At 70.1% G+C, this 16,804-nt stretch carries 11 protein-coding genes and 2 pseudogenes; 8 read left to right on the top strand and 5 right to left on the bottom strand.

What is annotated here, in order from left to right; translation table 11 throughout:
- Positions 1–130 precede the first annotated feature (130 nt).
- The 3 genes and pseudogenes from ASG63_RS21350 to ASG63_RS21340 all read left to right on the top strand — a co-directional run bounded on the left by ASG63_RS21350 (position 131) and on the right by ASG63_RS21340 (position 3,125).
- Positions 131–883, top strand: a complete 753-nt coding sequence (locus tag ASG63_RS21350; RefSeq protein WP_056221450.1) for an SDR family NAD(P)-dependent oxidoreductase — start codon at positions 131–133, stop codon at positions 881–883.
- 63 nt (positions 884–946) lie between these two features.
- Positions 947–1,936: a zinc-dependent alcohol dehydrogenase family protein gene (locus ASG63_RS21345; protein WP_056221447.1), complete on the top strand. Its 990-nt coding sequence runs from the start codon at positions 947–949 to the stop codon at positions 1,934–1,936.
- A gap of 260 nt (positions 1,937–2,196) precedes the next feature.
- Positions 2,197–3,125, top strand: a pseudogene (locus ASG63_RS21340) (LysR family transcriptional regulator).
- 11 nt (positions 3,126–3,136) lie between these two features.
- On the opposite strand, the gene ASG63_RS21335 reads toward ASG63_RS21340, so the two are convergent.
- Positions 3,137–4,381, bottom strand: a complete 1,245-nt coding sequence (locus ASG63_RS21335; RefSeq protein WP_244479998.1) for a flavin monoamine oxidase family protein — start codon at positions 4,379–4,381, stop codon at positions 3,137–3,139.
- On the opposite strand from ASG63_RS21335, the gene ASG63_RS26680 reads away from it, so the two are divergent.
- Positions 4,352–4,504: a hypothetical protein gene (locus tag ASG63_RS26680; RefSeq protein ID WP_244479999.1), complete on the top strand. Its 153-nt coding sequence runs from the start codon at positions 4,352–4,354 to the stop codon at positions 4,502–4,504. The genes ASG63_RS21335 and ASG63_RS26680 overlap by 30 nt on opposite strands.
- 137 nt (positions 4,505–4,641) lie before the next feature.
- On the opposite strand, the gene ASG63_RS21330 is transcribed toward ASG63_RS26680, so the two are convergent.
- Positions 4,642–5,268, bottom strand: coding sequence for a DsbA family oxidoreductase (locus tag ASG63_RS21330; RefSeq protein WP_056221443.1), 627 nt, complete (start codon positions 5,266–5,268; stop codon positions 4,642–4,644).
- A 73-nt stretch (positions 5,269–5,341) separates the two neighbouring features.
- Entirely contained in the window at positions 5,342–6,442 is a 1,101-nt protein-coding gene (locus ASG63_RS21325; RefSeq protein WP_056221440.1) for an oxidoreductase, read from the bottom strand.
- 105 nt (positions 6,443–6,547) lie between these two features.
- Between ASG63_RS21325 and ASG63_RS21320 the strand changes: the two genes are divergently transcribed.
- Both ASG63_RS21320 and ASG63_RS24765 read left to right on the top strand, forming a co-directional pair.
- Positions 6,548–7,450 (top strand): LysR family transcriptional regulator, encoded by a 903-nt coding sequence (locus tag ASG63_RS21320; protein ID WP_056221437.1) that lies wholly within the window; start codon positions 6,548–6,550, stop codon positions 7,448–7,450.
- A 409-nt stretch (positions 7,451–7,859) separates the two neighbouring features.
- A pseudogene (locus ASG63_RS24765) lies at positions 7,860–8,115 on the top strand (serine protease); the annotation flags it as partial.
- Positions 8,116–8,143: 28 nt separating this feature from the next.
- On the opposite strand, the gene ASG63_RS21315 reads toward ASG63_RS24765, so the two are convergent.
- Both ASG63_RS21315 and ASG63_RS21310 read right to left on the bottom strand, forming a co-directional pair.
- Positions 8,144–9,982: a glycosyltransferase gene (locus tag ASG63_RS21315; RefSeq protein ID WP_082559446.1), complete on the bottom strand. Its 1,839-nt coding sequence runs from the start codon at positions 9,980–9,982 to the stop codon at positions 8,144–8,146.
- A gap of 4 nt (positions 9,983–9,986) precedes the next feature.
- Positions 9,987–11,528: a hypothetical protein gene (locus tag ASG63_RS21310; protein ID WP_056221434.1), complete on the bottom strand. Its 1,542-nt coding sequence runs from the start codon at positions 11,526–11,528 to the stop codon at positions 9,987–9,989.
- Between the two features lie 444 nt (positions 11,529–11,972).
- On the opposite strand from ASG63_RS21310, the gene ASG63_RS21305 reads away from it, so the two are divergent.
- Together ASG63_RS21305 and ASG63_RS21300 are read left to right on the top strand one after the other, a co-directional pair.
- The gene (locus ASG63_RS21305; RefSeq protein WP_244476398.1) at positions 11,973–12,860 is read left to right on the top strand and encodes a CgeB family protein; all 888 of its coding nucleotides are present in this window, start codon (positions 11,973–11,975) and stop codon (positions 12,858–12,860) included.
- Positions 12,857–16,486 (top strand): glycosyltransferase family protein, encoded by a 3,630-nt coding sequence (locus ASG63_RS21300; protein WP_056221432.1) that lies wholly within the window; start codon positions 12,857–12,859, stop codon positions 16,484–16,486. Before ASG63_RS21305 ends, ASG63_RS21300 begins: the two co-directional genes overlap by 4 nt.
- Positions 16,487–16,804: the final 318 nt, after the last annotated feature.

Genomic DNA, 16,804 nt, shown 5'->3' with positions numbered 1-16,804 from the left:
CTCATTCAGCACCACGCGCAGAAACTAGCAGCTTATCGCAATAGTCGCCCACCCCTAGGTTCAGGTCAGCAGCCCGTTCCCGATCCGTGGGAGAGGCACCGGCGATGGCCGGCATCGGCAGGGAACGACCATGGACCTGGGATTGAACGGCAAGACGGCACTGGTGACCGGCGCGAGCCAAGGGCTGGGCCGGGCCATCGCCAAGACCCTGGCGGCCGAGGGTGTACTGGTGTTCGCGACCGCCCGGGACAAGGACTTGCTGGCAAGCCTCGTCGCGGAGGTGGTGGACGCCGGCGGCATCGCTCCGCTCACCTTCGAGCAGGACTTCGTTGCCCCCGACGGGCCGGGACGGATCGCGGAGGCGGTGCTTTCGGCGCTCGGCCGCGTCGAAGTCCTCGTCAACAACGCCGGCGGGAGCCGTCCGATGGCCATTGACGCCCCCGAGGAGCAGTGGGTCGAGGGCATGACCCTGAACTTCGACCGTCACCGGCAACTGACCCAGGCCCTCCTGCCGAACTTCCTCAGCCTCAAGGCGGGGTCGATCATCAGCATCTCAGGCAACGTGGAGCCGGAGGTGGTGAACACGGCGATGGTGGCGAAGGCAGGCTTGGTGGTCTGGTCCAAGGGGCTCTCGGAGCAGCTCGGTCCGCACGGCGTGACCGTGAACTGCGTCCAGCCCGGCCTGATCGACACGGCGCAGATCCGACGGCTCTACCCCGGCGACGAACGGCGCAAGTTCGCGGAACGGGAGATCGCCCTGCGGGACTTCGGGCAGCCGGAGGACGTCGCCAACGCGGTCACCTTCCTGGCCTCCCCGAGGGCCGGATACGTCACCGGCATCGTCCTCACGGTCGATGGCGGCATGCGCCGGTATTCCTTCTGACACCCGGCGTCACCCGGACCGCTCCGGCGGTCGTTCATCCCATCCCAGGACAAGGAACAGCCCATGTCGCGCATCGTACGATTCCATGAGATCGGTAGTCCCGAGGTCCTCAAGGTCGAGGATGTCGAGGTGCCCGCCCCCAAGGCGGGCGAGGTCCAGATCCGGGTGAAGGCCATGGGCCTGAACCGCGCCGAGGTCATGTTCCGCACCGGCCAGTACGTCTCCCAGCCGACCTTTCCCGCGACCACCGGCTACGAGGCCGCGGGCCTGGTCGAGAGGATCGGCACCGGCGTCGAAGGCTTCTCGGTCGGCGACAAGGTCAGCGTCGTGCCCTGCTTCGTGCTGGGCGATTACGGCCTGCACGGTGAACTCGTGAACGCCCCGGCCTTCGGCGTGGTGAGGCACCCGGAGAGCCTGTCCTGGGAGGATGCCGCCGCGACCTGGATGATGTTCGTCACGGCCTACGGCGCCTTGGTCGACATTGCCAGGATGCGAAAGGGCGACGTGGTGCTGATCCGGGCGGCCTCGTCGAGCGTGGGGCTTGCCGCCATCCAGATCGTCAACATGCTCGGCGGTGTCTCCGTCGCGCTCACGCGGGGCAGCTCGAAGCGGGAGACGCTCCTCGCGGCGGGGGCCCAGCACGTCATCGCCACGTCCGAGCAGGACCTCGTCGCCGAGGTCAGGAGGATCACCGAGGGCAAAGGCGCCCGTATCGCGTTCGACCCGGTGGGTGGGCCCGAGGTCCCGAAGATCCTCGATGCGCTTTCGCACCTGGGCATCTTCTTCCAGTACGGCGCGCTCGACGTCGCCGACGTGCCGGTGCCGGTCCTGTCACTCCTCGGGAAGAACCTCACCGTCCGGGGCTACCAGCTTTTCGAGATCACCACGGACCCGGAGCGGCTTGAGCTGGCCAAGGCCTTCATCGTCGAGGGGCTGGCCTCGGGCGCGCTGAAACCCGTCATCGCGCGGACCTTCAAGCTCGATGAGATCGTGGAGGCGACCCGCTTCATGGAGAGCAACGAGCAGGTCGGGAAGATCGTGGTCACCGTCTGACCGACCGACGCTGAACCAAACACCGGATACGGCCTCCTACCAGCGAGGCCGTAGCGCTCGAAACCCGAACGCCCGGTACGGGTCGTCGTGATCGCCGCCACTCCGTTTCGTGCGAGTTCGCCCAGGCCCGGAAAGGTCCCGGCCCATCGACAAGCACATGGTTTACGAAACGTTGATTCCGACAGCGGGCACAAGGAAGCGCTTCCCGTTGCCCGCTGCCCTCGGAGTCGCGAATTCCGACGCTCCGGGGCCGACCTGCGATGGCTCAAGGGCGCCCGCGAAGTCCGGTCAGCGACCGAGCCGCTGTTGCAGTGCGCAGGGTAGCGGTCGTCTTGCACCGTAGCTTTACGAGCACGTCCGCGATGCCGGACAGACGGTGCGTGGCCTGGAGGAAAAGCTCGGCTTGCGTCTCCTGACGCGGACGACCCGCAGCGTCTCGCCGACCGAGACGGGCGAGCGGCTGCTGGAGACGGTCGGACCGCACCTCGACGGCATCGAGGCCGGCCTCGCGGCCTTGACCGACCTGCGTGACCGACCCTCCGGCAACGTTCGCATCACCGCGGACGGCTATGCGGCCGGCGCGGTGGTCTGGCCGGCCTTGGCGCCGTTCCTATCGGACTATCCCGACATCAAGGTCGAGCTGGTTACGGACTATGTCCTGACCGACATTGTCGCCGAGCGGTTCGACGCCGGCGTTCGCCTCGGAGGCATCATCGCCAAGGACATGGTCGCCGTCCCCATCGGGCCGACGATGCGAATGGCGGTGGTGGGCGCACCCACGTATTTCGACGCTCGGACGAAGCCTCGCACGCCGCAAGACCTCGTGTCCCACATCTGCATCAACCACCGCCTGCCGACACTTGGCGGTCTCTACGCCTGGGAGTTCGACGAGAACGGTCGCGAGACGCGGGTTCGGGTGGAAGGACAACTAACCTTCAATGACGCCGCCATGCTCCTGCGCGCGGCCCTGGACGGTTTCGGTCTCGCCTACCTTCCCGAAGACATGGTGAGGGCGCACATCGACGAGGGCAGGCTCATCAGGGTGCTGGAGCGGTGGTGTGACCGGTTTCCGGGCTACCACCTCTACTACCCGAGCCGGCGCCAGCATTCGCCGGCCTTCGCGCTGCTGGTCGACGCCCTGCGATACCGGCCTTCATGCGATGAACGACCGCCGGCCGTTTCCGATTGACCGCCGGACCGCTAGCGGTCGCCGCGCGCAGCCGCGGCGGCGAAGGGGCCTGGCCGTCCGAGGCGGTGCCTGTCCCGAAGCGCCGCCATGGCCTCGTCGGCAGCCCTTTGCCCGCTGTCGTGGGCCCCGTGGGCGGTCGTGAAGTCGAAGGGGTGCGTCGCCTCGCCGGCGAAGAAAAGCCGGTCCTCGAAGGGTCGCGCCAGCTGTGCCCGCGCCTGGGACTGGCCCGGAAGGGCGCAGCTATACGCCCCGCCGACGGACGCCATCCGGCTCCAGGAGGTCGCCGCAAGCGGACGGATCGCCGACGCCACGTTGGTGCCAAACAAAGCGGCCAACTCCGCCGACACGAAGGCGAAGCCGGCGGCCGGGCCTTCCTCCTCCACGATGCGGGCGCCATCGCCCCCGAGGAACGCCTCGATCACCGGCCAGCCGTTGGGTCGGATGGAGTAGGCGGCGGCCCTTGGGTCGTTCAGATTGCCGTAGGCATGCGAGTCCGGTTCGAACGCGGCGTCGCGCCCGATCTCCAGGAAGACCTTCTCGTTGCGGCCGAGCGGCAGGGCGGCGGCGGCCTCGCGCCAGGGGGCGATCCCGGGCGGGAGGCGGATCGCGTCCCCGGCCAGGACCGCGGTCGAGACGGTGAGGATGGCAGCCCCGGCGCGGACGACGCCGGCGCGGGTGGTCACAGAGACGCCGTCTGCGGTCGTGTCGATCCGCTCGGCGGGGGTGGCGAGCCGGAGGATCGTCGAGGATGGCAGGCTGGCCGCAACCAGAGTGCCGTAGCCGAGCGGCAGGTGCCAGTTCAGACCCGTCGAGGCATCGTCGTAGGCCAGGTAGTCGGTCGCGGATATCTCCTCGGGCGCGACGCCGCTCATGAAGCCGGCGATGGCCCGCACGTAGGCATTCCAGGTGCCACCGGGCTCAAGCGCGTCGCTGGCCCGGTCGTTGCCCGTTACAACGGTGCGAAGCCGCTCCTCCCAGTTCCCGTACGCCCGTTGGGCCGCCTCCTGGCCGTCCTCTTCCTCGGCGATGGAGGGATGTGCCTTCGCCCATGGCGGCTCGCCGCGGTCGACCGGGAATCCCGATGCCTCGGCGATGCCGACCCAGGCATTGCGGTCGCCCGAGTGGAGCCACTCGCAGCCGAAGTCGAGCGGGTAGCCTCCCAGATCCTGCGTGTAGGCGCGGCCTCCGAGGCGCGACGACGACTCAAGCAGCAAGGCCGATGCGCCATGGGCCTCAAGCCGCCGCGCCGCACCGATACCGGCGGCGCCTCCCCCTACAATGATGACGTCGAACCCGTTGCCCATGGCTTAAAAGTGAGGTCGGCCGACATGTCTTCCAAGGTTCTTGCGGCAGTCGCACAGAACCGCAGCCTGATTTGATCTTTGGACATGCCGTACCGGCCTTGCGTCTCGGAACCGGCCGGCATTGTCCATCGGTCCGTCCGCCATGACGGTCAGGACTGGGCCAGCGCCGGGGATGCCAAACGCCGCCCCGGCATCGCAATCGTCAGTCCGGCCTAAGAGGTGCGGCGTAGGATCTCGGCTCGCAGATCTCCGGGTTGTGGCATGCCCGAGATCAACCGGTTGCCAACAGCGACCGATGGGACAGCGCGGATGCCTGCTTCCCGTGCCTGCCGCAGTGCTGCGTCGTGGCGCTCCCCGCGGAGCGGCGATGTGAGCACCGCATCAAGGGCCTCGGGATCGAGGCCAAGCCCCCGGAGGATCGCCTTGAGCACGTCCGTGTCGCCGATATCACGATCCTCTTGGAAGAACGCGCGGAGGACCGCGTCCACGTAGGCGTCTCCCTGGCCCTGCTCGACGGCATGCTGGAGGCCGAGGAACGCCTTGCGGGTGTAGGGCTGCGGCGAAACGGTCGGCAGGCGGATCGAGACGCCCATCCGCTCGGCGGCAGGGTAGACCCCCTGCTTCCAGGCCGTAGGCAGGTAGTCGTCCTCTGGCCGCAGCGTCGGTGTGGGGTGGGGACGCAGCTCGAACGGCATCCATTCGATGTCGACGTCGAGCCCTTCGGTGGCGGTCCGGATGAGCCGCTCCCCCAGGAGGCAGTACGGGCAGACGAAGTCGATCCAGACGCGGATCTTCGTGCGGGCAGGCTTCAAGGTCGCCGTGCCAAGGTCATCGCTCATGGTTCATGCTCCACGGTCGTCGGGGCCGGTGCAAGGGGCTTCCAGATCGGAACGCCCCGCTGCCGCGCACTCGTCAGGCGGCCAGTTCGCTCGGCTTGATGTTGGCGACGGGCCCGAGGATGGCAGGGTCGAACGCCGCCACCTCCCGCGCCGACCGGATGCGCTCCGGAAAATCCGGGTTGGCGAGCGCGGCCTTACCAATCGCCACGATGTCCGCCCCCGCAGCCATGACCTCCTGCGCCCGCGCCGCATCCTGCACGCCGCCGTTGGCGATCAGCGGGACATGCGGCGCGTACCGGCGGGCTAGGGCGACGAGGCTGTCCCGGCCGCCTTCGAAGGCAGGCTCCCACGCCTTGTGTTCCGTGACGTGGATGTAGCCGGCCCCGGCCTCGGCGAGGGTGCCGAAGATGATTTCCGCATCCTGCTCGCGGCCCGCCCATTTGTGGGTGAAGTCGTTGACCTTGCCCTGCGAGATGCGCACGCCAACCGGGACGCCGGCGCCGACCCGAGCCCGCACAGCCTCGAACACGGCGCGCACGAGCGCGGTGCGCCGGCGCGTGTCGCCACCCCAGCGGTCGTCGCGCAGGTTGGCGTAGTCGGTCAGGAACTGGTCGACGAGGTAGCCGTTCGCGCCGTGGATCTCGATGCCGTCAAACCCGGCCTCGACCGCCCGGGCCGCCGACGCGGCGAAGCCTTCGATGGCGTCGGCGATCTGCTCCTCGGTCATGACGGCGGGCATCGGGTAGGCGCCCTTGCCGTGATAGAATTCCATCTGGTGGCCCTTGGGCTGCACGGCCGAGGGTCCGACGGTGGCGTCGCGAAAACGGTTGCCCTGGCTGATCGCGCCGGCATGCATGAGCTGCGCGACGAGGCGCGCGCCGTGCCGATGCACGGCGTCCACCACCGGTCGCCAGGCCTGTGCCTGGCTGTCGTCGGTGATGCCGGGCTGGTTGAGGTAGCCCTGTGCGAACACCCGGTCGGTGTAGATGCCCTCGGTGACCACGAGGCCGAAGCCGCCGCGGGCGAACCGCTCGTAGTACCGCGCCATCGTATCGGTGGCGGTACCGTCCTCGCCCGCGCTCACCCGCGTCATGGGGGCGACCGCCAAGCGGTTGCGGAGCGTCACGCTGACTATATCGGTGGCCGTGAGAAGGTCGTTTGCGTTCGTGTTCATGCGCGGCTTCCGATCTGCTTTCGCTGCCCTTGTGACAGCAACGTAGGCGCAGGACCTGCCATTCGATACCGGAGGTGGACGATAAGCATTTTATCGTCCAGTGATATGCCGATGAACCTTTCGGATGTCGTCCTGTTCAGCGCCATCGTCACGACGGGCAGCCTCTCGGCCGCCGGGCGACAGGTGGGACTATCCCCGATGGCGGTCAGCCGGCGCCTGGCGGCGCTGGAGCACGAACTCGGGGTACGCCTGATCCATCGCACCACGCGCTCGGTCGCCCTGACGGCGGACGGCGAGACGTTCCTGCCGCTCGCGCAGACGATGCTGGAGGCGCGGGAGGCCGCGACCGTGGCCTTCTCCGAACGACACGAGGGCCTGAGCGGGGTCCTGCGCGTGACCGCGCCCCACCGCATCGGGCGGGCCCTCGTCGTTCCTTTGATCGTTCGGCTGATGGCCGAAAACCCACGCCTCAAGGTGGACCTGACCTTCTCGGACGGGATCGTGGACATCGTGGCCGCCGGGATCGACGTGGCGCTGCGAGTGGCGACGCTGCAGGCCTCCGAGCTGGTCGCCGTGCGACTGGCCGACAACCCGCGTATCCTATGCGCAGCACCAGGCTACCTGACGGCGCACGGCTATCCGAAGCGGCTCGCCGACCTCGATGCGCACGCCTGCCTGACGCTACATGCGATGGATGCCTGGCCGTTCCACCAGGACGGGCACCCGGTCGCCAGGCGCATCAAGGGTAGGCTGGCGGCGAGCAGCGTCGATACGGTGCACGCCGCCTGCATCGCCGGGGCGGGGCTTGCGTTGCTGACCTACTGGGACGTGGCGCAGGACCTCGCCGACGGCACGCTCAGGGCCGTCGCCCTCACGGACGCCGAGCCCGAACCGTTGGCCATCTGGGCCGTACTCCCGACGCGGCAGCACATGCCGGCCCGGGTGCGTCGATTCATCGACGGGCTAAAATCTGTCTTCTCGGCGTCCCTCCCTGCACAGGTGCATTAGGCCGTGAGGATCGAGCATCGCGAACCTGCCGGGGTCGGCCCGGATCTGCCTGTGGCCCTCGATGCCCGGCCGACGGGGCGCAGCGTGACGCGGCCGGTTAGGTCGGGGTCGGCCAAGTCCGGATGGCGGCGACCGCGCCGGCATGAACAAGATCCCAGGCAATCCGTCGAGCGAACGAGCCTGATCGATACACGGCTTCAATCCCATCAACCGCCGCTCGTCCCCTGAACCTTTCCGTCCGCCGATACCCGCTTCGGAAGTGCAGCCAAACTGCGACGAACAGCCAGGATGGGGTGGGTCCCGTCCGACCGATCTACGTCCGAGTCGGGTGGATATCTGCCGGTCCGCTTTCGGGTACCGAGTTGAGAAAGCCGACGCTTGCGTCGGAGACATCGATAGGTGGCTGGCAATCCACCGGGTCGACCCGCCGAGCGAGGATGCGATCCGGCGCGTCCGCCACGACTGCAACAACGGCTATGGCGGCTCCGGCTTGGGTTGTGTTCGATGCCGAGGGCCGCCTCCTCGCCCAGCACAGCGCCTTCCTGTCCATGAACTCGCGCCGCGCCTTCGACATCGAGTACCATTAAGGCTCGGCGCTGCTGTTCGAGGGCGGGCTGAAGGAAGCCATCCGCGCTCGTCTCGCCGCCGATCCGAGCGTCCGCTGAACGGCGGACGCGGCGGACGGCGTGACCGTTAGGGTGGGCCGGCGCCGCCCGCGCGGGGGCCGAACGGCCCCTCCTGGTCCCCCGCCCGCGGAGGCGGCGGGTGCGCCTGCGAGTCGCTCCCAGATGGCGGGGGCGGGCTCGCCCACCAGTCCCGGAGGATCCGCTCGGCGGCCAGCGCCGGAGAGATGCGCGAGGTGTCGAGGAGGGGAAGACCGAGCTCGTCCGCCAGGCGCCGGTAGGTCTCGATCCGCTCAACGCTCATGCGCGCGCGGGCCTGGGCATCCCCGCGCGCGACCAGGCGGGCCACCGTCGTTGGCCGATCCGCCCAGCACATGACCGTGCGGGGGTGGGGTGCCCAGCCGGCCCGGTAGGCCGGCGACAGGAGCTGCGACGCGGTGAACCAGTGCCGATCGAAGACCACCGGGCCGTCGGGGGCCTGCTGCAGGGCCAGCGCTACGGCGGCATGCGCGACGTCGTCGGCCAGGGCATGCGCGCCCCGCTCGGCGAGGAGGACCATGAGGCCGCCGATCCGGCCGCCGAAGGGATCGAGCACCGTCGCGCCAATCCGTCCGGCGACTTCCCGGGCGATGCTGGACTTGCCGGAGCCGTCGAGCCCGTCGAGGACGAGGGCGATGCGCCCGGCCTGCGCGGCCTTCTCCTGCGCGCGGCTTCGCGTCGAGGGATGGAGGCGGCCCTCGCGGCGTCCATGCTCGAGGTAGTGCAGCAGGCCCTGCCACGGGCGCCCGAATAGGGCCGCGAGATCTGCGTGCAGGCGAAGGTATCCGGCGGCGTCGAAATCGTCCGGTGCCGGACCGTGTTCGGCCACGAGCGCGGCGATGCGCGCCGTGGCCCAGGCCGGAGCGGTCCCATCCGCGAGCCCGCCGCGGATCGCCGCCAGGAGATCGGCCGTATAGGCCTCCCAGGTAAGGTCGCGGATGCGGGCGCGCCCGGCACGGGCGCATCGCGCGGCGCGTTCGGGATCGGTCCGCACGGCTTCGACGGCCGCCGCGATGGCGGGACCCGTGGCGATCTCGATCACCCGCGCGGTAATGTCGTGCTCGGCGAAGGCCAGGGTGCCGTGCGGCGTGGTGACGAGGGGCGTTCCGCTGGCCATGGCTTCGGCGGCCGGGTTGCACCAGCCCGCCTGCAACTCGGCGCTGCAGAACACGTCGAGGCCGGCGTAGAACGCGGCCAGCGCCTCGCCGAACAAGGCACCGTGCCGAACGATCCGGCCCGATGCCAGGAGGTCGTCCGGAGGCGCCGGCTCGCGCGGGTCGGGACGGCCGAACCAGTGCAGCTCCCACGCGGCGCCGAGCGCGCGAAGGGCGTCCAAGAGGGCTGCCGGATTCTTGTTCGCGATGGCGCCGAGACGATATCGCCCGGTGCGCGGCGGCCGGGCGACGGGTGGCGCGAACAGGGTTGAGTCGACCCCGCCGACGACCCGGCGGAACGGCCGGCCAAACGCGGCGAGATCCGCCTCCGGCCAATGCGCGTTGTTGACGACGATCAGGTCGGGCTCAAAGGCCTGCGTCACGCGCTGATAGGCGTCACGGCGGCCGGGACCGTTCAGGAAATGTTGGACGCGCAGGCCCAGGCGAGGGTCTCGCAGGCTCGCGAGGCGCGCCACGATGGCATCGGGAAAGCCGCCGCCTGGGACCATGACGGCGTCCCAGGTCTCCTCCAGCGCCGCCGCGCGCGACAGGTGCCGGAGCGTGCTCGCGAAGCCGGCCGGCCGATCGTCGACGCCCTCGCCGAGGCACAGGAAGGCGAGTTCGCCGCCCCAACGCGCCAGCACCTGCCCGACGCGCTCGAACCGCATCAGGCCTCCGGTCAGGGCCAGATGATCGCAGGCAACCAGGAGGCGCATCGCGCTAGGTCCGCTTCCACGGGACGAGGCCCCGGACGGCCCGGCCGAGGCGGATGGCCGGGCCGGGGGGCCTGGGCGGCGGCCCCGCGAGACGGGCCTCGGCTGCGGCCAGCGCGGCCTCCAGGCGCTCCGCCTCGCGATCCCGTTCCGCCGCATAGACGATGACGCGGTCGGTCTGCGCCTGCGCCGAGTCACGGGCGTCGACGAGCGCGGCGCGCTCGCTCCGCAGCCCAGCGACCTCGTCCGCCAGGGTCGTCGCGCGCAGGAGCAGCTGCGAGCGGGACAGGGGATGGGTGGCCGCGAGCCACGCGAAGTTGCGCTTCGGGTCATGCCCGCCCACGACTCGCTGGAAACGGGCCTCGCGGTCGAGGCGCTCGGCGATCCCGGCATCGGAGAGGCCGTCTCCGAGCGGTTCGGTGCACGCGCGCAGCAAGGTCAGGAAGGTCGGGTCGAGCCCCGGTGCGGGACAGCCCCGAATCGGCGTGGTGAGGAAGGTGTCGACGAGACCGCGCACGAGCAGGTGCCCGAGGTCGAGGGGCGCGTCGAGCGTCCATTCCAGGTCGATGAAGGTGGCCTCCCCTCCATGAACCAGCAGGTTGCGCGGGATGGCATCGAAGGCATGACCGGGCAGGAGCGTGGCGGCATCCGGCGACCGGCCGCCCGGATCGGCCTCCGGAAACGCGGCCCGGACGGCGGTGATCCAGCGTTCGGCCCAGGTCGCCACGTCGGACTCGGTCCAGCCGTCGCGGGCCAGCACCGCCTCGAGGGCCTCGGGCCAGGGCTGGCCGGGCGCGAGGGCCTCGGACGGGAATCGATTGGTGACGCCGGCCACGCAGCGCGGCAATCCGGGCCGGCGCGGCACGCGCCGAACCTCCGGTGGACCCTCCGCCCGGGTCAGGATCGTGGCGACCTTGTTGAATTCCGGCCGCCGTTCGTGGCCGATCTGCAGGGCGAGGCGCTCCTCCGCCGGGAGCCCGACGGCCGAGGCCAGGACGAGCGCGGACGGCGCATGGTCCGCTAGTCCGCCGGCCTCTGCGATGCGCCGCCAAGCGCGGCGTTCGCCGGAGGCGTCCCCCGCCAGGGCCGCGGCATCCAGCCCGGACCCGAGAGCCAGGCCGCGTTCGAACAGGACGGTGCGGGCGCCGCGATGGTCCGGAAACGGATACCACCAGTGCTGGTGCGGGAATCCGGCCGCCTCCAGGGCTCGGCGCAGGCAGGCCCAGGCGCCCGGCCCGCCGCCCGGATCTCGGGATCCGTGCTGCCCCGCGGCGGAGGCGCCGCGTCCCGGCGGCTTCGTCCCCAGCGCCAGGATCAGCCGTCCGTCCCGCCGCAGGCTTCGCCGCAGCGCACGCAGCGCAAGCGGGACGGCCTCGTCGGCCGGGGCGAAGAGATCGAAGGCTAGGATCGTATCATAGGCGGGGGGGCCGTCGACCGGGTCGGCCTCCGGCGGCCGCCGCGCGTGGGCAGTCAGCGATCCGGCCAGCGCCGCGGCATGGGCGTGGAGGCTCGGCGCCACCGATCCGAGCAGGAGAACGTCTCCGGACACAGCCTCCGCGACCGGCAGGAGGATATTGGCTGCCGTGAGGGTGCCCGGGCCGCCCGTCCCGGCAACGCCGCCCGCTCCCTGCGCACCGGACCCGCTTCCGATTGCCGAATTCTCCCGATCGTCTTGCCGAAAAGCAATACCGCTCTTACTCATCTTTCCCGATTACGTTGTCGACACTCGTTTACATAGACAGCTTTCGAAAACGAAGTTATTGCTTTTCTAAGAAGGAAGTCAAACCCTCGCAACGCCACACGCCAATCGACGGAATAAATGAATTTCGCATCTCACATTTATCCGGATACGATCGAAGTTCTCGTAACTGGCACGACATCTGATGCGGTCAATATCAATCCTGCCATCAGAACTTACCTTGTCGAAGGACTGAGCGAGCGCTTGGGAGGCGCCGCAGTCGGGCAGGCGCCCCTAGAGCTCGCCTGCGAGAGGGTGCGTCGCCTGCGTCCGAAGCTGGTGGTCGCCGTCGGCAGCCTCGTGCCGGATGCGGCCGGCCTCGGTGCCTTGCGCCGATCCGTCGACGCCGTGGGAGCCCAGCTCGCCTTCTGGCTGACCGAGGATCCCTACGAGTTCGACTACGCTTTCAAGGCGGAGCTCCTGGCCGACATCGTCCTCTCCAACGACAGCTGGGCGGTCCATCACTACCGGCACGGGTCGGTGCACCACCTGCCGCTGGCCGCGTCCCCGACGCGGCACCTGCGTCCCATCCACCCGAGCCTGCCGCGCGACATCGCGATCTTCTTCTGCGGCGTCGCCTATCCGAACCGGGTCGCGCTCCTCCGGCGGGCGGACGATCTGCTGTCCCGCCACCCGGTGGAGATTCTCGGCTGCGACTGGCCGGCCGACTTGCGTTGCGCGCACAACCGACGCCTGACCGCGGACGAGATGGCCGACCACGCCGCCGCCGCCTGGCTGACGCTGAACATCGGCCGCGATCTCGACATCGCAAACCGGCGCTTCGCCCTGCCGCAGGCGACGCCGGGACCGCGCACCTTCGAGGTGGCGCTGTCGGGCTCGACGCAACTCTACTTCGCGACCGGTCTGGAGATCTGCGACGCCTTCGAGCCGGACGAGGAGATTCTACTCGTCGACGGCTCCCGCGACATCGCCCGGGCCCTCGAGCGGATTCGGGACGAGCCGGCCGCGATCCTCGCCATCGCCGAGCGGGCGCAGCGGCGCGCTCTGAGAGATCACACCTATGCGTGCCGTGCCGGGCGCATCCTCGAACTCTGCGGCCTCCCGGCCCGCCCCGCGCCGGAGAACCTGGAAGATCTGCTTGCCGTGCCCCGTCCGGAGCCGCGCGGATCGGCGCGCGCATGACGGATCTCTCGATCCTGCTCCTCGATACCGAGCCGCGGACGCACAACCACTACATCGTCCTGGCCATCGCGGACGCGCTGCGGCGCCACCCCGGCGTGGCGCGCGTCGTGGTCGCGCATCACGGCGACGCCCTCGCGACCTTCCTGGCGGAGGGGCTTGACACGGTCCTGGCCTTCGGCGGCGCCCGGATGCAGGCGCCCCTGCTCGGCCGGCTCGCGCGCCTGGCCCGCCTCAGCATCCTGTGGACCACCGAGGATCCCTACGAGCGTGCGTCCAACGTCCGCTTCTCCGACTGCTTCGACATCGTCTTCACCAACGACCGCGGAAGCGTCGCCGCCTACGAGGGCCGCGCCGTCCACCTGCCTCTGGCCGCGAGCCCGCTCTTCCAAAATTTCGCGGTCGGCGCGGACGACCGCCATTACCGCTACGACCTGCTCTTCGTCGGGACCGCCTGGCCCAACCGGGTCGCGAGCCTGAACACGATCCTGGGGCTCCTGCCCGCCGACCTGCGGGTCAAGATCGCCCTGCCCTGGAACGTCCATATCGGGCCGCCCGACCTGCATGACCGCTCCCTCGCCACGGATTGGCGCTGCGGCAATCTCGACTTCGCACGCTTGGCCAACCGCAGCCGCGTCGTCCTCACCCTGCCGCGCGTCTTCTCCGGCAGCGCCGCCGAGCAGGCGGCCGGATCGACCCCGCCCCCGCGCCTGTTCGAGACCGCTCTCGCCGGCGGCTTCCAGGTTATGGTGTCGCCCGAGCCGGAGGTGCGGGACTATTATGCCGCCGGCACGGAATTCCAGCTCTGCACGGACGACGCGCAGGCCGCAGAGACCATCGCCCGCATGCTGTCGGTCCCCGAGGAACGGCTCGCCCAGGCCCGCGCCGCGCGCGCCCGGACGCTGGCCGAGCACCTCTACGACCATCGCATCGCCACGATGCTGGAGCGGGCCGTCCCCGACCGGCGCACGGCCTCCGCCCGCGGCGAGCGCCCCCCCGCCTCGGCCCCGCGCAGGACCGTGCTCATCCTCACGCACAACCGCCTGGGCCATCGCGAGGGCGGCGGCGTCGAGGTCTACCAGGAGGCCCTCGCCGGGCTCGGCGACCGCTACGACTTGCTCTTCCTGTTTCCGGTCTTCCGCGGCGAGACCTGGGAGATGCGCCTCGAAGGCCCCGGTGTCGCGCTCAACCTGCCCGGCGGGGCCGTCGGCCTGCCCCGGCTCACCGACCCGAACGTTGAGGGGCAGTTCGCCCGCATCCTGTTCGAGCATCGGGTGGACCTGCTGCACATCCACCATCTGCTGCATTGGCCCTTGAGCCTGCCGCTCATCGCGCGCGCCTGCGGCGTTCCGGTGGTCCAGCACCTCCACGACCATTACCTGATCTGCGAGCGCTGGCTCCTGCTCGACCACAACGGCCGCTTCTGCGACGTCGTTCATCGCGGCCGGGAGCAATGCGACGCGTGCCTCGCCGCCAGCCACAACTATCCCGCCGGCGCCAAGGCGCGCCGGGATGCGTTCCTGGGGCAGGTGGTCGGCGCGGTGGACGCCTTCGTGACGAGCACCCCGGCCACCGGTGCCTACCTGCGGGCCTTCCATCCGCAGATCGCCCCCGACCGCGTCGTCGAGATCGCGATGCTGGTCCCGACGCCGGCCGCCGCCCCCCCCGAGGCACCTCCCGCGGCGGAGGCCCCCGCGTCCCTCGTGGTCGCGGTGATCGGCAACTTCACCCACCACAAGGGCGGGGACGACGTGATCGAGCTGATCCGCACCTGCGAGGGCTATCCCATCCGGTTCCGGATCCACGGCCAGGTCAGCCCCCACCATGCGGGCCGCCTGCGCGGCCTGCCGGCGGAGCGCGTGACGGTCCACGGCCCCTACGAGCAGCGCGGCATCGTCGCCCAGCTGCAGGGGTGCGACGTCTCCCTCCACCTCTCGACCTGGCCCGAGACCTTCCTCATCGCACTCACGGAGGCCTGGCAGGCCGGCCTCGTGCCCATCGTCAGCGACCTCGGCGCGCCCGCCGAACGGGTCCGCGACGGGATCGATGGCTTCCGGGTGCCGCCGCATGATCCCGGCGCGGTCCGGGCGAAGCTCCTGGCCCTCCTCTTCGACCGGGAGCAGCTCGCGGCGATGCGCACCACCATCCGGCGCAAGGCCTTCCCGTCGGTGGACGCGCATCTCGACGCTCTGCACCGGCTGTATGCCGGCCTGATCGCGCAGCGGCCCTGCCCGCACGAGCGGGTCCCGAACCGGCGCCCGGGCGCCTACGACCTGTCCCTCGACGACCTCGCGCTTCAGGTGAACGCGCCGTCCTGGGTCAGCAACGACATCCTCTGGGACCGGAGCCGTCTCTCGGATGGCGGCGGCTTCCCCGAGACCTTCCCGGCGGTCGCCCACATCGACGCCCTGCCGGAGGCGGACGCGGCCAAGCCCGCCCTGGAACGTCCGCTGAGCCATCCGGCCCTCGCCTGGGCCATCGACGCCCTCTGGACCGATCAGCGCCGGCGCCTGGATCGCAGCGGGAACGCCGTCGTGTTCCAGAGCCTCTCCCTGCGCGGCTGGATGCACCTGTCGGAGAGCCGGGGACCCTACCGGACCTATCTGCGCTTCAGCGACGGCACGAGCACGTCCTACGCCCCCCTTGCGACCGAGAGCCGGCAGGACGTGCTGGACCATCTACGGACCCTCGCGGCGCGGGACGCGGGCTTCGCCGGACAGGTCGACCTCGCGGGTCTGAGTTTCGGAAGTCACGCGGTGGACCTGATCCAGGTGACGGCGACCCACCGGATCGTCACCCGCGGGCTGCTGCGGATCTTCGCCGCGAGCGATCTCGGCGCGGCGCGGGCGGGCCACTTCCGGGCGGCGCAGGGGGCCGGCCCGGACTGGGAGACTCCGCGCAGAGGCGTGCCCCGGCGGATCCGGCAGAGCCTGCCCAATTGCGACGGCGTGCTCGTCGGTTCGGCCGCGGAGGTCTGGGCCTTCGAGGCCTGCCTGCCCGACGTCCCAGCGGAGGCGGTCCAGGTCTGGCTCCAGAGTTCCGATGGCGCGACGCTCCGGCTCGACGCGGACGCGCATGCCGCCTCGGACGGAACACTCCGCTTCGTCGCGGCGCTGAATGGCCTGCGGCCGGACCCCTACGAGGTCCTCCTGCGCACCGGCCGCGGGACCGGCCCGGCGATCGCGCTGCCCGACCGGCTTCAGGTCCGCGAGGGGCACGGGCGCTGTCGGGACACCGAGACCCTCCCCGCGGCCTTCCGGCGGCGTTTCATCAAGGTGATCCGCCGGGCGCCGAACCTCAACGCGGTCGCGCTCACCGCCGAGGACGACGTCCGGTCCATCCGGTGCCAGGGCTGGGCGTTCCTGCGCGGGCTCGGCTCCGCCCTGTGCGTGGTGGCGCGCTGGGAGGAGAACGGGCGAAGCCGGATCTGCATCGGCGCGCCTCTCGAACGGCCGGACATCGAGGCGCATCTCGGGACCGCGCTGGCACGCTCCGCCGGCTTCGACCTCATGATCCCCGTCCAGGCCGTCACCAGCGGGCGCGTCCAATTCTATCAGTGCTACCGCTGGCGCACGGTCGAGTTCGCGGGCTTCCGCGAAGCCCTGATCCCGGCGCTCGATGGGACCTGACATGGGAGCCGTCCCGATGGCCGCCGCCGACCGCGCGCTTCGACGTGTCGGGGGGGGGGCCGCCGGCCTGACCGCAGAATGCCAGATCGTCCTGCCGTTCTTTCCGAAAGACCATTCCAATATTACTTGACTTTCCCGAGCCCGCGTGATGCCGATGTCTTGTTGCGAAGTCGATGTGATATTTTTGTTTCTTGGGATCGATTCTTTGTAGATCACGTGGATTACATTTGACTCGCACACTCCGTAGAGTTTTTTGCTCGCTTAGCCGGTAAAAAAACGGTATGAGAGAATCAAAACTCTGGTGAGTGAATCGATGGC

This window comes from Methylobacterium sp. Leaf94 (assembly GCF_001426045.1).
Taxonomy (GTDB): Bacteria; Pseudomonadota; Alphaproteobacteria; order Rhizobiales; family Beijerinckiaceae; genus Methylobacterium.
Note: the sequence above shows the minus strand (reverse complement) of the source record. Positions and strands in the feature narration are given on the sequence as shown.